Consider the following 13,939-nt stretch of genomic DNA (forward strand, 5'->3'; position numbering starts at 1 on the left):
AACGCGACTGCTTTTCATTTTCAAGTTCTATTATAAATCATGAGAATTTTCATAGCGTGAAATGATACTACGAATAATATAAATTACTAAAAATACAAATCACGTTCGCCTGCTTCCAGTCGTTCCAGTCTGTCAAGCGTCAAACGGCGCGTCGATTCACGTGGTATACGCTCCAGATTCTCTCGCAGAGCGGCAGCTCCCAGTTCACGCGCCTCCTCATCCCCATAATCCAGCAGATATTCTTGGAAGGTCAGCAGCGAATTCGGCTGGCACACATTATGAATTTGTCCTGATTTGGCAAGCTCCATGAAACGATCCCCAGTTCGCCCCTCACGGTAGCAAGCTGTGCAGTAGCTCGGCATATATCCGCCACGGCACAAACTTTTAATAATTTCCGATGGTGAGCGATGATCCCCCACCTCAAATTGAGGTTTATCATCAGTTTCCTGTTTTGCATATGCACCTACGCCTGTAGCTGAACCTGCACTAATCTGCGACACGCCTAGACCAATGACGCGGTCCCTATATTCTGGCTCCTCGCGAGTGGACAGGATCATGCCAGCATAAGGAACAGCCAGTCGAAGAACGGATACAATTTTCATAAAATCCTCATCGTTGACCAGGTACGGATATCGCTCCAGATCTACATTTTCAGCCGGACGCAATCGTGGAACTGAAACCGTATGAGGGCCACAGCCAAAGGCTTCTTCCAAGTGTTCGGCATGTTTCAGCATCGCTACGGTCTCATAGCGGAAATCATACAAGCCGTACAACACACCGATCCCCACATCATCTATACCCGCACGCATGGCTCTGTCCATTGCGGTGGTGTGCCAATCAAAGTCCCGCTTTGGTCCCTGTAGGTGGAATTTACGATAGCTTTCCCGATGGTACGTTTCCTGAAATAAAATATACGTACCAATGCCCACCTCTGCCAGCTTCCGATAGTCCTCCTCGGTTGTGGATGCAATATTCACATTGATCCGCCGTATGCTGCCGTTATCTACCTTGACCTCATAGATCTGACGCAGACAATCGACGATATAGTCAATGGGACAATGGACTGGGTCTTCCCCCGCTTCCAGCACGAGCCGCTTGTGTCCCAGTTCTTGAAGCACTCTAACCTCCTCCACCAATTCCTCCGGTGTCAGACGGCTACGAGTAAAGCTGTCATTGGTATGTTTATAACCACAATATTCACAGTTATTCACGCAGTGGTTGCTTACATATAAAGGGGCGAACAGCACAATCCGGTTGCCATAAATTTGTTCTTTGACTGCTCTCGAAGATTTGAACATCTCTTCCAATAATTCAGGATCATCCACATGCAAAAGAGCCGCCGCTTCACTCGCACTCAGTCCCCGGCAGGCTCTCCCCTTTTCTAAAATTTCTAAAATACGGTGTCGATCTGTTGCCTCTTGTTTCCCCTGCTCCACTGCCGCCATAATCTCTGCTTCATTAATAAAATCCGCCGACACTTTCTCTCGTACTCCACTCACGTATACCCATCTCCTTATTTATGGTTACTGCAATGTTTCCGTTATGGCCTCACAAAGTTTCCTGTCTCATAAGCTGTCGTTGCACCCTCAAACTATCGCCGCGCCCCATATCGACTTCAAATCCCGCTCCGCGAATCCGCAGTTCCAGGCAATGTCGACATTGGGCAGACTCATCGCCCAAACATATTTTATTCTCATAAATCGCGTACTTAGGTCTCACCGCCAGTGGCGACAAATTGGGCATCACCACATTCGCTCCCGCCTGAAGCGCCTTCTCCCTGCCTTGGGGATGAATCGTTCCCATTGCCGTAGACGCCGGAATAAGTGCATCTGGAACGACCAATCGGGATAACGAAATAATATCAAGTGCCTTTTCCATGCTCCCCTGACTGGCATCCCGAAGCGGCGTGTTGCTATGCGGTAAAAAGGGACCAATCCCGATCATATCTGGTGACAGGCTGTGTAGATAGACCAAATCGTCTGCTAATTCACTATTCGTTTGTCCTGGTAACCCCACCATACATCCGGCCCCGATCTGAAAACCGATTCGTTGCAAAGCCAGCAGACGGCTGCGCCTGCTTTCCATCGTCATCGTCGGATGCAGCTTGGCGTACAAATGGGGAGAAGCTGTCTCATGCCGCAGCAAAAAACGATCCGCGCCAGCCTCGTATAATTGCTCATAAGTTTCATCATCCCGTTCACCGATGGACAGTGTAACCGCCACATCCGCAAAACGGCTTTTAATTTCCCGAATCAATTTCGTCAGCCGGGCTGCTGTAAACCAGTAATCTTCCCCACTTTGCAGCACAAAGGTCCGATAACCGAGTTCATACCCCTCCGCACAACAGGCCAGAATTTCTTCTGGCTGCAAACGGTAACGATCTGCCTGTTTATTCGAAGCGCGCAGCCCACAGTACATGCAGTCCTGACGACATATACTGGAGAATTCAATTAATCCCCGTAAAAAAACACCTTTGCCATAGCGCTCCAATTTGGTGCGAGCTGCCAGGTGTCTCAGTTGAGCCCGCAGCGTCGGCTCATCATCCAGACGTGTCAGCAGCTCCATCATTTCCGTATGCGTCCATTCCTTGCCGTCAGCTAGACGCAGTAATAATTCGTCCGTGACTCATCCCTTCTTCCCTCGTCCATCCGGACTTCACATCATCAGCGGCTTGTACCGTACATGTATTATTCTAGCAATATCGGAGAGGTTGTAACGTGATTAGTTTCACAAAAAATCCCATTTTATAAAAACCACCTCCAACTTCTGCCCCAAAAAATACACATTTATATCAACACACAAAAAAGCTGTCTCTTCCTCTAAAGGAAGAAACAGCCCTTGTCGATGGTTCTGCTTACTACTGAATCAAATCAATCGCCTGCTGGGGTACAAAATAATCAACGCCGTTAAATACAACTACACCGTTGAGCGTGGTATTTTTACCATTCAGCGTAGCTATATTTTTGTATACTGGAAGCTCCAGCTTGTTACTGCCTTTGGTCACTGTAATGACTTTCGTGTCCGCAGTAAACCTGGCTCCTTTAGCTTCAAAAGCGGCTTTTGCAGGAACAAAAAGCTGCTTGCTGACCGTATCCAAATCCAGTCCAAGTAAACGTGTCATATATTTATTGACATCTGTATTGTCGATTACACCGGTTGGACGGTCTCCGTTCGGCGCATACGTGTACAACACGACATCGCCTCCTGTATGTCCGCCTGTAGTCCAGCCAATATTCGCACGTTTGCTAATGATCGGTCCGACAGCATAGTTCATGCTGCCTTCTTTGGCATCTTTAATGGTTTTTACTTCTTCGTCTGTCAAATCGGTGATGCCAAAATATGTGGAAAGCACCTCTTTAATATTGCTGCGATCTGCATTCAGCTTGGCTTCCAAGCCTTCACCCGTCAGCTTCGCTTTTTTCAGCGGGTCTATAAAAGAAGCTAAAGGTGTTTTATCATAATTGCTAGTTGTATCGCTGCTACCAATCGTCAATCCACCATTTCCGTGGTCTGTCACTGCTACGACGACTGTATTTTGGTTTTGTTTGGCGTAATCCACAGCAACTTTCACTGCATCGTCAAATGAAAGCACGTCACTGATAATTCCGGTTGGATCATTTGCATGGGCGGCCCAATCCACTTTACTGCCTTCTACCATTAAGAAGAAGCCTTTATCGTTTTTGGACAACACATCAATTGCTTTCGATGTCATTTCCGCCAGACTAGGTTCCTTGGATGCATCGCGATCCAGGTTATACGCAAGGGCTTCGGGAGAAAAGCTGCCCCAGAGCTTGCTGGAGGTCGATTTTTTCAACCCTTCAGGTGTCGTGACAAAGTCATAACCCTGGTCTTTAATTTGGGCTACCAAATCTTGGCCATCTTTACGCCCTGCTTCCTCCAAAAACTTGCCGCCTCCACCTAACACTACGTCAACCCCGTTGTAGGCTTGCTGCATGCTGAGTGCATCATAATTTTTACGATCAGGATAATGTGCGGTAAAATCAGCTGGTGTCGCATGCATAATCTCGGAAGTCGCAATAATTCCGGTCGATTTTCCTGCCAGCTTGGAAGCCTCAAGAATGGAAGCTACAGGCTTTTTGGCGTCACCCGCTGCAATGGGTTGTTGTCCAGGCATTGTCGCTTCATCAGGAAGGACACCTACATACCCAGTATGTGATTTATGTCCTGTGGCAAAAGCAGTTCCCGCTGGAGCAGAATCGGCAATTGGAGCATCCGCAGAATGCGTACGCACCATGCCGCTTGCCATGCTGTCTAACGTTAAGGAGGATCCTTTGTACCATCTAGCCAGTGCAGTGGCGTCATTAGCCATACCGTCTGGAATCAAAATAATTACGTTTTTAATCGACGTGTCCTTTTCGACTGCCATCGCCGTCCCACCGCTTACTGCTAGCATCATAGTCGCTACGAGTGCAGCCACCGATTTTTTCGTATGTATCCCCCAACATTTTAGCATTCATTTTCCCCCCAGACACTTTTTTGTACAACCAGAACTAAGATTAATCACGTTTTATCAGGAGAATGTTAAATGAATTGCTTATCTGTATTAAAAGACTCTATTTGTATAAAAACGCTTCATCTATATAAAACTTGTGACACATGGGATTCGTTAAGATTGGGAATTTCTTTTTATTATTGTATAATCAGTCTATGATGTAATAGGTAAAGCTTATAAGACAAGGGGCGCAAAATTCGATGGAATTCAGACAGCTTCAGTACACCCTGCAAATTGCAGCGGAAAAAAACTTCTCACGCGCAGCAGAAAAACTGCATATTGCTCAGCCCTCTTTGAGCCAACAATTATCCAAACTGGAAAAAGAACTTGGGGTACTTTTATTTCAACGCAACACCAGCACGGTGGAATTAACACATGCAGGAGCAAGCTTTGTAGAAAAGGCAAAAAAAATAGTCGATGCAGTCGAGCAGCTCCGGCAGGAAATGGACGACATTTCTCAACTGCGAAAAGGGAAGGTTGTGGTTGGCAGTATGCCTATCACAGGTTCTCATTTGCTGCCGCATGTGCTGCCTGTATTCAAGAAAGCTCATCCGGACATTGAAATCGTGTTAGTCGAGGATTCATCCATGAATCTGGAGAAAAAAACTGCCAGTGGGGATACAGATCTCAGCCTGCTATCTCTTCCATTAGTTGAACCTACACTTTCCTATGTGCCCATCGGTGAAGAGTGGATTGATCTTGCCGTTCCTCCAGGTCACCCCCTAGCCCTGCGTAAAAAAGGAGGCCATCCGCAGCCTGTGCATATGGAAGAACTGAAAGATGAGCCTTTTGTCGTGCTGAAAAAAGGGCAAGGCTTTCGCAAGCTGACGATGGATTTGTGTCATCAAGCGGGCTTTGAACCTAATGTGGTGTTTGAGAGCACTAATATGGAGACGCTCCAATCGCTCGTAGCGACAGGTATGGGAGTGACACTCGTCCCCCGTTTTATCGCCCGGGCCGCCAGCAGCGAGTTTGTTCCAGCATTATTGCCACTCGCCGAACCTACCCCTAGCCGTACCCTGGCCATTGCTTACCGAAACGGACGTTATTTGTCTAAAGCCGCCGAAGCCTTTATTGATACCTTCCGAGAAACGGTCGAGCAACTTTCTCAAAAGTAGCTTCCAATGTGAAAAGGACCGTCTTCCTCCCTAGCCAAAGCCAGAGAAGAAGGCGGTCCCGGGGCTTCCCCCCTATACTTTCAATACTTCATTTACTTTACGGGTTCGATTACACTGTTGCGATGTTGCTTCCATCTGTCTTCAACGAACCACATTTCATGTTCATTTGAATTTCATGTCAGCCTCGCCTGATTACTTTACGCTTGCTCGGAAACTCCACTTTATCCATCCCGCATCACTTCTTTCCTTAAGGTCTCTAGCCTTGGTCTCCCAAGAGTGTCCTACCTCAGTTCCAATGTGCTGTGTGATCCCAAAGTGCCTGTCCTCGCCTTTTTGTGATCAGGGTCTCCCTAAATCTGGTGGACTTTTATCCTGATCATAGCCCATTTCATAATTGTTTCCGACAACCTGTCTATTTAAGCCTCTCGGCCGTGACAGGCCATCCCTATTCGCCAGTTCGGATCTACTTTGGTTATCCATCGTTATCAACCTCCTGGTGTCGGGATACTATTATAATACACCTATGGGCTGTATCTGAAACAGGTATCGAAAAACTTTTTTATTATCGAGAAGAACCAAATGCTTGCTGTACCTCGGCTTCACTCACTTGTGTTTTAAAGACTAATTTTGAAGGATCTTGAGGTGAATAAATGACCTCTATAATACTTCCCTGCTGCAGTTTGGATAGTTGGGAAGAAAAAACATCCTTTTGCGTGGTTACATTAAATGTATCGCCGTTGTTTTTCGTTACACTCAGCTTAAACTGAAGCTTAATTTTATTAGGTCCTGCTTCCCCCATGGGTGTGACATCCAGCACCTTCGCATATGCCTGCTCACCGGTTTTGGCAACTTCCAACAGTTCAGGCGATACGCCCTGCTTAACCATTTGCTCATTCATTAACGCTTGTAAATCCGTTTGCGACACCTGTCCTTTCAGGTCAAGTCCTACTTTCATTTTGTCTTTCTCCGATACGACCAACGGAATGATTGAGCCTGGCTGAAATTGAGCCATGGAAGTCAACGGAATAATCGTCGTCAACGCAGTAGCATATTTGTCTTCTCCATGTTTGGTTACGGTTAACCCGAGCTTTACCTGCGGCTGATTGTTTACATAAGTCCCTGTTTGCTGAACGCTTGTAATGATCCCAACCCCAGGAACACCCTTCTTGACCTTACCGCCTCCAAAAAACACACCTAAAATGCCTGGTAGAAAAATCAGTGCAAAGCCTATATAAATTAACGGCCTATACCACGGGGCATCCATAATCACAAATGGATCATCCCATAAATAGTTAGCCAAAAATGGTGAGAAGCCTACACCAAACACCAAAAGTACCCCGATCATACTCAAAAATCCTTTCATCCTCCAAAGCCCCTTTTTCAATCATTTGTTCAAACGATCTACTCATTTACGCTGTCACCAGTCCCATATAAATCAGCTCCGATGGATTTACCGGATTGCTCCCCAGACCCACCGTATCTCCAGGCCGCGGAATTTGCAGCTTGGATACGAGCGTTTCCAGCGTTTTTGGGTATCGATTACCGTTTACTTCCGTCACATCTAGCACTAGCACCACGATCGGATCAAAATTCACGAGCTTCCCGGTATCTGTTACCGAAATAACAACCGCAGTCGCCGCCATCGACAAACTACTGTTAGCTGCCGTTTGAGCTTGTCTTGCCGAGTTTAGGCTTTGGTTGATCTGTTCCCGATGCTCTTTGGGTACCAAACCTTTCATAAATAATCCGGACAAACCCTTATTCATCAGTTGATCTGCTTGTTCTATCGCATCCTGCTGTTTTTTCTTTTTACCGAAAAAGTTCATCATGTGGTTGCACCTCGTATTTTGTATTGTCGTTCCCTATGAATTCAGTATAAAAGAGGGTATATGGCACCACAATACGTTTTGGCGCATACAAAAAAACCGAAAAAACAGGAGCTTTAACCTGTACTTTTCCGGTTTATTTTGAACTCTGGGACGGTTTACACAAAATTTTGCATACTTTGGAGTATTCTTTCGCACGATCATCCGATAGTTTTGTGAAAAACGAGTGAATTCAGGCTATTTTTTACGCAAAAGATAGACCAATTTGCGATAATACGCCGATGATTCTTTATAACGACGACTGTCCTCGGACACAACTGCCAGCGTTTCATATAACTGTTCAAGCCGCGCTGGATGCTGGAGAGCTTCAAAATAAGGCAAGCATTGCAAGGCATGCGTCCAAAAGGCGCCCTGATTCCCTTGCGCAAGCGCAAGCTGGCTTTCATAAAAATCAAGCCCCATTTGCTGACCTATTGTCAGATTGGTTTGGCGAAGCTGATCCAAATGCTGTGACAGCAGCCCCCAGTTTTTCCGGGTAAATGCGATTTCACAACGATATATCAGCGTAACGGGCAGCATCATCTGCTGCATTTCCTCCCGCTCCCGGCTCACCAGCGCTTCAAAACGTGCTACTTCCTCCAAAGCCTTATCCAGCTCGCCAATCGATGTTAGCATAATAATCCGGTTGTTCAGGATAGTCGTGAGCATATCTGGTGCATTTTCCAAATACACCAAATTGGCCTCAGCCATAGACAACGTTAACAGTGCTTCCTGTACAGAACCCATGGCGAAACAATATCCGCTGTAAGCCACATACAGGCCCGTCAAACGGTGAAAAAGCCGATCATCATATACCCTGCGCATCGTCTGCTCGAATACCTGCTTCGCCTGATCAAATTGCTTGACCTGAATACAGGCATCCATCATAATGTTTTGCGCATTCAGCCAGTTTTCCGTCCCCTCTTCCACCAGACGTCTTAGCTGCGTAACGTTATTCAGCACATCATAATAATGATTTTTAGAGCGGAAATACTGGATTTTATAAAATAAAATTGCTTTTTTTAGCGGTGCGGGCAGCTCCACCTCATCCGAACGGCCAAACTTCTCCAAATAAAAATTTAAATAGGTCTGATGTAAATATTCATAGGCCGTTGGGTCATTTAATTGCTGGTAATATACGGCCTTCATCAAATAAGTCGTCATTTCCACCACAAGCGAATCGTTGCGATCCTCCAGCTGATCCACATAGCTTTCCGTGGCAGGATTAGCCAGCTTGGACAGCTCTGTGAAAATCTTATCCGCTGTAGCCAGCGTCTCCTCATCCTCTGCCGCTGCACGCAAGAGGTAGGATGGTTTTACACCTAAACGCCCAGCAATTTGCTCGGCCAAATCCTCTGCCAAAGGGTAACGGTCAGCCAGTATATTTGCAAAATGTGCAGGTGTAACCAACCCGTCTACCAGCTCTTTTCGGGACAAGTTTTTCTTTTTACACAAAAATTCAATGCGTTCCTTAAGCATGGAGTATTCCTTTCTACACTGATTATCGGTCATACAGTGAGGGACGCCGATCTTCAAACACCGGAATACGACCACGCACGTCCTGCACCAAGGCAGACTCAATCGTTCCTGTGAGAATCTCCTCCTGCTCTCCACCCTCGGCAATGATTTCTCCCCATGGATCAATTATGAGCGAATGCCCGAAGAAATCAGTTTCTCCGCTGCGACCTACCCGGTTACAAGCAATGACATACATCTGATTTTCTATAGCACGTGCGGTCAGCAAGGTACGCCAGTGATGAAGCCGGGGATGAGGCCATTCCGCGGGTACGATCAGCAAATTTGCGCCCGACAAGGCCAAACTTCGGGCTAGTTCAGGAAAACGGATATCATAGCAGATTGACGCACCTGCCTGAATACCGCCATCCAGTGCGAATAAAACCTTTTCTTCGCCAGGCTGCAAATATTTTTCTTCATCCATAAGTCGGAATAGATGAATTTTGGAATACGAAGCAACCTCTCTGCCTGTGCGGTCAAAAACGAGCATCGTATTATACACATGACCGTCGCTCTTTTTCTCTGCGATTGACCCAGCTACTACGTTCACTTGATGGGTGGCGGCGAACGCTGCTATCCATGCCCGAGTCTCCGTCCCTTCCTTATCCGCCAGCTCATGAATGCGATCCAAGGCATAGCCCGTATTCCACATTTCCGGCAGGACAATCAGATCCGGCTTCAGTTCGGTTTTCATCGCTTGTTCCATTAAAGCTTGGATATGACTGCGGTTTTCCGGGGGATTTCCTATCTCTATATGAGCTTGTATGAGTGCAACACTGAACGGCTGAGCTTCCTGATACTTCAAAATCCTTCATCCTCCTTGTGAGCCGGAGCTTCCCGCGACCCATTATCCGGTATTTTCCCCCATCATAGCCCGATCAGTCTGGATTACGCAACCATGCAAGCTTAATTCCTCCTATACAACTCGGTAAAATCGTGATAGATTATTTCTTAAACTATTCCAAAAGGTCGTGTGTATTGATGACTCATTTTTCTATTCCCTCCGCTGACGTCATGAAACAGTTACCTACTCAATTTTTTGCCACACTTGTACAAAATGTAAACCGTGAAATTGCGGCGGGACATGATGTCATTAACCTCGGACAGGGGAACCCCGACACTCCCACTCCTTCTCATATTGTAAAAGCTTTGCAGGAATCAGCGGATAACCCGCTGTATCATAAATATTCGCCATTTCGCGGTTACAGCTTTCTCAAGGAAGCCGTTGCCCAGCGCTATCAGGAGGATTACGGTGTGACGCTCAACCCTGAAACCGAGGTCGCCATCCTGTTTGGCGGAAAAACAGGTTTGGTTCAGCTGCCGCAAGTCTTACTCAATCCCGGCGATGTGTGTCTCGTCCCTGATCCCGGCTACCCGGACTACTGGTCTGGTGTAGCCTTGGCTAAAGCGGAAATGTCTTTTCTCCCATTAAAGGAAGAGAACCGTTTTCTGCCCGATTATGAAGCCATTTCCGTGGAAGACCGCCGCCGCGCCAAGTTAATGTTCCTTAACTATCCGAATAATCCAACCTCGGCAACGGCTCCACTTTCTTTTTACGAGGATACGGTTGAATTCGCGCAACGTAACGGTATTGTGGTTGCCAGTGATTTCGCCTATGGCGCTATTGGATTTGATGGCGAACGTCCGGTGAGCTTCCTCCAGGCAGAGGGTGCTAAAGACGTGGGGATTGAGTTCTATACCTTGTCCAAAACGTACAATATGGCGGGCTGGCGTGTTGGTTTCGCGCTCGGTAATGCCGAAATCATCTCGATGATTAATCTGTTACAGGATCATATTTATGTAAGCTTGTTTGGCGGCATTCAGGCAGCAGCGGCGACAGCCCTGACGGCCTCGCAGAACTGCGTAGGCGAGCTGGTAGCCCGCTATGAATCACGCCGTAACGCTTTTTATGATGCACTTGGGCAAATAGGCTGGAAGGCGACGCGCCCAAGCGGCTCCTTTTTCAGTTGGCTGCCTGTGCCGCAGGGCTATACTTCGGCTTCTTTTGCCGATCTGCTGTTGCGGGAAGCCAAGGTGGCTGTCGCTCCAGGGATCGGCTTCGGGAGCGGCGGCGAAGGATATGTGCGAGCGGGGCTGCTGAGCTCAGAAACTCGACTGACCGAGGCGGCTGATCGAATTGGCAAGCTAAACCTGTTTGGTTAAGCCGTATTTTCCAGCTACAACTTCTTTGCCAAACCTGGTCTTTTCGTGGTATTCTGTATCCAATATCATTTAGCGCGTTGAAGGGACTATTAAGAGAGACTCGGTCCTGTTCAGAGAGTAAATTCCGATAGGCTGCAAGAATTTACCTGGACTCTCTCCCAACTCCTATCCCCGAGCGCCCTGCGCAATCAGGCGGTCCCTGCCGTTAACAGGTTTCAAGTGGGATGATCATGAATCATCAATGAAGGTGGTACCGCGGAAGCACAAACTTTCGTCCTTTGCATACAAAGGATGGAAGTTTTTTTGCATTAAAAAGAGTAAAATTAAGGAAGTGGACGTCTTGTCAACACGAATCGTCATTAAAATCGGAAGCAGCTCTCTGACTGGAGTGGAAGGTGGCTTGAATCGGGAAGCCATCGCTTATTTTGCCCGGGAAATCAGCTTGCTTCGTGCAAAAGGTCATGAAGTGCTGCTGGTTACATCAGGCGCAGTAGCCGCCGGATTCAGGGAGATTGGGTACCCGTTTCGCCCTAAGCTACTGCATGAAAAGCAGGCGGCAGCAGCTGTTGGCCAAGCTCTTCTCATGCAGGCCTATGAGCAGGCTTTTAAAGATTTTGACCTAGTGATCGCGCAGGTTCTGCTAACCCGTAGTGACTTTTTGAGCCGCAAACGGATGAATAATGCCGGAATGACCGTAGAAGAATTGCTGCGCCAGCAGGTTATCCCGATCTTTAACGAAAATGATACTGTATCGATTGACGAATTGAAATTCGGCGATAACGATATGCTGTCCGCGCTGGTTGCCAATCTGGTCAAAGCTCAGCATCTGATTATCATTACGGACACCGATGGCGTATATACGGCAGATCCGCGCAAGCATCCGAATGCCGTACGTTTTGAACGTATCGAAGAAATTACAGAGGAGATTTATGCATTAGCTGGAGGTTCTGGATCGTCTGTAGGTACTGGCGGCATGCGATCCAAGATCGAAGCTGCCAAAGTCGCTACACGCGGCGGTGTACCTGTATATGTGGGACGCGTAAGCGCGAATGGTGATCTAGACGCAGCCGTCGAAGGACACGGACCGGGAACTTATTTTGACACCCACCTCTCTTCACTTCCGATGAAAAAACAGTGGCTTGGATTTATGTCCACCCCTCTGGGCGCAGTGCATGTAGACGAAGGGGCTGAGGAAGCGTTGGTTCACGGAGGACACAGTCTACTTCCGGTTGGCGTACGACGGGTCGAGGGCAGCTTTCATGCCGGAGATGTCGTTGAGGTGCTCGGACCGGAAAATAAAGTGTTAGGACGCGGCATCGTCAATTATGACGATGAACAGCTCCGAAATGTACAAGGATTACCCAGCGGCGAGGTTGTGGGCAAAATTGGTCCCATTCACCGGCTTGAGGTGATCCACAGGGATGAATGGATTACATTATGTATGTAGGGAGGCCGTAACATGAGTGATTTAACGACTAACACAGCTGCAACCGAGGAGAACCATTTTAGCGAAGTACGAACCAAAGCGAATCTTGCTAAAAAAAGTGCCGGGGTCATGAACCGCCTGACTACAGCACAGAAAAACGAAGCATTGCTTGCTATGGCTGAAGCTCTAGTAAATCATACTGAAGAGCTGATTGCAGCAAACCATAATGACCTGAAACGTGGACGGGAACAGGGAACATCAGAATCTCTGCTCGACCGCCTCAAGCTGACCGAGGACCGAATCGGAGCTATTGCCGAAGGATTACGCCAAATTGTGGCACTGCCTGACCCGGTCGGCGACACCCTTGAGCAAATTGAACGTCCAAACGGCCTGCGAATTGAGAAGATACGTGTACCGCTGGGTGTCATCGGCATCATATATGAAGCGCGTCCAAATGTAACCGTGGATGCCGCGGGCCTGTGCTTGAAAACAGGCAATCCGGTTGTGCTACGCGGTGGTTCGGCCGCCCTCTTCTCCAACCGCAAGATTATCGAAGTACTCCAGCAGGCACTAGACGCAACAGCTGTGCCACGCGAGGCGCTTCAACTTATTGAAGATTCAGACCGTGCCTCGGTCAACGAAATGCTCACCTTGAACGGCTTGCTGGATGTAATTATTCCACGCGGCGGGCGTTCACTCATTCAAAATGTTGTTCAGAACGCTACCGTACCTGTCATCGAAACCGGAGCTGGTGTATGCCATACCTTTTTGGATGCTACAGCGGATACCGCAATGGCCGAAGCGATTACACTGAATGCCAAGGTGCAAAGACCGTCCGTGTGTAACTCGATGGAAACATTGCTCGTACACTCGGATTATGCAAAAGCACATTTAACAGGATTGGCAGAACGCTTTCGTGATGCGGGGGTTGAGCTACGCGGCTGTGCACGCACACGAGAATTGGTTCCTTGGGCTGTTCCTGCTACAGAAGAGGATTATGGCACCGAGTATAATGATTACATTATGAACGTAAAGGTCGTGAACAATCTGGACGAAGTACTGGAGCATATTGCCCGTTACGGTACGATGCATTCAGAGTGTATTGTCACCGAGGACAAAGCACATGTCGAGCGTTTTCTGCAAGAAGTGGACGCGGCAGCCGTGTACCACAATGCATCCACTCGCTTCACGGATGGCTTCGAATTTGGGTTTGGTGCCGAGATCGGAATCAGCACACAAAAATTACATGCCCGCGGTCCAATGGGATTGCCTGCCTTGACTTCAACCAAATATCGCGTGTACGGTACTGGACAAATCAGGGAATAATAACTTAAATCAA

General features: G+C 47.7%; 12 protein-coding genes. 4 read left to right on the forward strand and 8 right to left on the reverse strand.

What is annotated here, in order from left to right:
- Positions 1 to 86: 86 nt before the first annotated feature.
- From hydG to MHI21_RS14750, 3 genes are all read right to left on the reverse strand, one after another.
- On the reverse strand, positions 87 to 1,499 hold the full coding sequence (gene hydG / locus MHI21_RS14740; RefSeq protein ID WP_013310651.1) for a [FeFe] hydrogenase H-cluster radical SAM maturase HydG: 1,413 nt from the start codon (positions 1,497 to 1,499) through the stop codon (positions 87 to 89).
- A 49-nt stretch (positions 1,500 to 1,548) separates the two neighbouring features.
- Positions 1,549 to 2,607 (reverse strand): [FeFe] hydrogenase H-cluster radical SAM maturase HydE, encoded by a 1,059-nt coding sequence (hydE, locus tag MHI21_RS14745; protein WP_223822128.1) that lies wholly within the window; start codon positions 2,605 to 2,607, stop codon positions 1,549 to 1,551.
- Positions 2,608 to 2,857: 250 nt separating this feature from the next.
- Positions 2,858 to 4,474: an alkaline phosphatase gene (locus MHI21_RS14750; RefSeq protein ID WP_342418433.1), complete on the reverse strand. Its 1,617-nt coding sequence runs from the start codon at positions 4,472 to 4,474 to the stop codon at positions 2,858 to 2,860.
- Positions 4,475 to 4,713: 239 nt separating this feature from the next.
- Between MHI21_RS14750 and MHI21_RS14755 the strand changes: the two genes are divergently transcribed.
- A complete protein-coding gene (locus tag MHI21_RS14755) occupies positions 4,714 to 5,631 on the forward strand; it encodes a LysR family transcriptional regulator (protein ID WP_069289796.1) in 918 nt (305 codons plus the stop codon).
- Positions 5,632 to 5,970: 339 nt separating this feature from the next.
- Here the strand turns inward: MHI21_RS14755 and MHI21_RS14760 are convergent, their stop codons facing one another.
- From MHI21_RS14760 to MHI21_RS14780, 5 genes are all read right to left on the reverse strand, one after another.
- The gene (locus tag MHI21_RS14760; protein WP_023989112.1) at positions 5,971 to 6,111 is read right to left on the reverse strand and encodes a hypothetical protein; all 141 of its coding nucleotides are present in this window, start codon (positions 6,109 to 6,111) and stop codon (positions 5,971 to 5,973) included.
- An 82-nt stretch (positions 6,112 to 6,193) separates the two neighbouring features.
- Entirely contained in the window at positions 6,194 to 6,994 is an 801-nt protein-coding gene (locus MHI21_RS14765; protein WP_165177153.1) for a hypothetical protein, read from the reverse strand.
- 46 nt (positions 6,995 to 7,040) lie between these two features.
- Entirely contained in the window at positions 7,041 to 7,460 is a 420-nt protein-coding gene (locus tag MHI21_RS14770) for a hypothetical protein (protein ID WP_341163893.1), read from the reverse strand.
- A 234-nt stretch (positions 7,461 to 7,694) separates the two neighbouring features.
- Positions 7,695 to 8,975: a helix-turn-helix transcriptional regulator gene (locus MHI21_RS14775; RefSeq protein WP_342418434.1), complete on the reverse strand. Its 1,281-nt coding sequence runs from the start codon at positions 8,973 to 8,975 to the stop codon at positions 7,695 to 7,697.
- A gap of 22 nt (positions 8,976 to 8,997) precedes the next feature.
- Positions 8,998 to 9,816 (reverse strand): carbon-nitrogen family hydrolase, encoded by an 819-nt coding sequence (locus MHI21_RS14780; protein WP_342418435.1) that lies wholly within the window; start codon positions 9,814 to 9,816, stop codon positions 8,998 to 9,000.
- Between the two features lie 176 nt (positions 9,817 to 9,992).
- On the opposite strand from MHI21_RS14780, the gene MHI21_RS14785 reads away from it, so the two are divergent.
- The 3 genes from MHI21_RS14785 (at position 9,993) to MHI21_RS14795 (ending at position 13,926) form a co-directional block, all read left to right on the forward strand.
- Positions 9,993 to 11,174, forward strand: coding sequence for a pyridoxal phosphate-dependent aminotransferase (locus MHI21_RS14785; protein ID WP_342418436.1), 1,182 nt, complete (start codon positions 9,993 to 9,995; stop codon positions 11,172 to 11,174).
- Between the two features lie 241 nt (positions 11,175 to 11,415).
- Positions 11,416 to 12,621, forward strand: a complete 1,206-nt coding sequence (gene proB / locus MHI21_RS14790) for a glutamate 5-kinase (protein ID WP_069289799.1) — start codon at positions 11,416 to 11,418, stop codon at positions 12,619 to 12,621.
- Positions 12,622 to 12,633: 12 nt separating this feature from the next.
- Positions 12,634 to 13,926, forward strand: a complete 1,293-nt coding sequence (locus MHI21_RS14795) for a glutamate-5-semialdehyde dehydrogenase (RefSeq protein WP_209947394.1) — start codon at positions 12,634 to 12,636, stop codon at positions 13,924 to 13,926.
- Positions 13,927 to 13,939 lie beyond the last annotated feature (13 nt).

The sequence above is a fragment of the Paenibacillus sp. FSL H8-0168 genome (genome assembly GCF_038592955.1).
Lineage (GTDB): Bacteria > Bacillota > Bacilli > Paenibacillales > Paenibacillaceae > Paenibacillus > Paenibacillus polymyxa_B.